At 50.3% G+C, this 620-nt stretch carries 1 protein-coding gene; it reads right to left on the bottom strand.

The annotated features are described in order from the left end of the window. The coding region (mrkA, locus tag H9Y04_RS49265; protein WP_064181534.1) for a type 3 fimbria major subunit MrkA at positions 1-455 on the bottom strand (455 nt) is incomplete at its 3' end. Positions 456-620: the final 165 nt, after the last annotated feature.

Raw genomic sequence — 620 nt, 5'->3', positions numbered from 1 at the left:
CCCGGGATGATTTTGTTGGTCAGCGCGGTAGCGTTGTCAGTAGACAGCACCAGCTGGATGTTCTGAGCACCGGAAGCTTCGGTGTTCGCCAGGTAGCCCTGTTGTTTGCTGGTTGCGCCAGCCAGCAGGTTACCGCCGGTCCAGTTCACGCCCAGTTTGCTTACGTCATCCTGTTTAGTGCCATCAGCAGCCTGGCAGTTAGAGACGTCAATGGTGAAAGATTTCGGTTTCAGGTAAGTATCCGCTGCTGCCGCTTTAACTTCAGTCAGGGTTACCGGAGACAGGTAAACGTTCGCATCGCTGCCCTGGCCGTTAACGGAAACAGTACAGGATACATCGGTAACTTTACCGAAGAAATTAACCTGGCCGCCGCCAACAGTGGTATCAGCTGCATGGGCAGCAGTCATGCCAAAAAACGCGGTTGCCATTGCTGCAGAGAGAAGAACCTTTTTCATTGCCATTTCCTTGTCAGAGTGAATTACGAATCAATGAGCACACTGTGAATTCGCATAGAACCAGAAACATCAGGCGATGCTGATTTATGCCACTGCTAATAGAATCTTCGACTGACCGGGAGCCGCAATATTTAAGGCGTCAGGTAACGAACCTAAAAATATAAG

The organism is Streptomyces polyasparticus (genome assembly GCF_014493765.1).
Taxonomy (GTDB): domain Bacteria; phylum Actinomycetota; class Actinomycetes; order Streptomycetales; family Streptomycetaceae; genus Streptomyces; species Streptomyces polyasparticus.
Note: the sequence above shows the minus strand (reverse complement) of the source record. Positions and strands in the feature narration are given on the sequence as shown.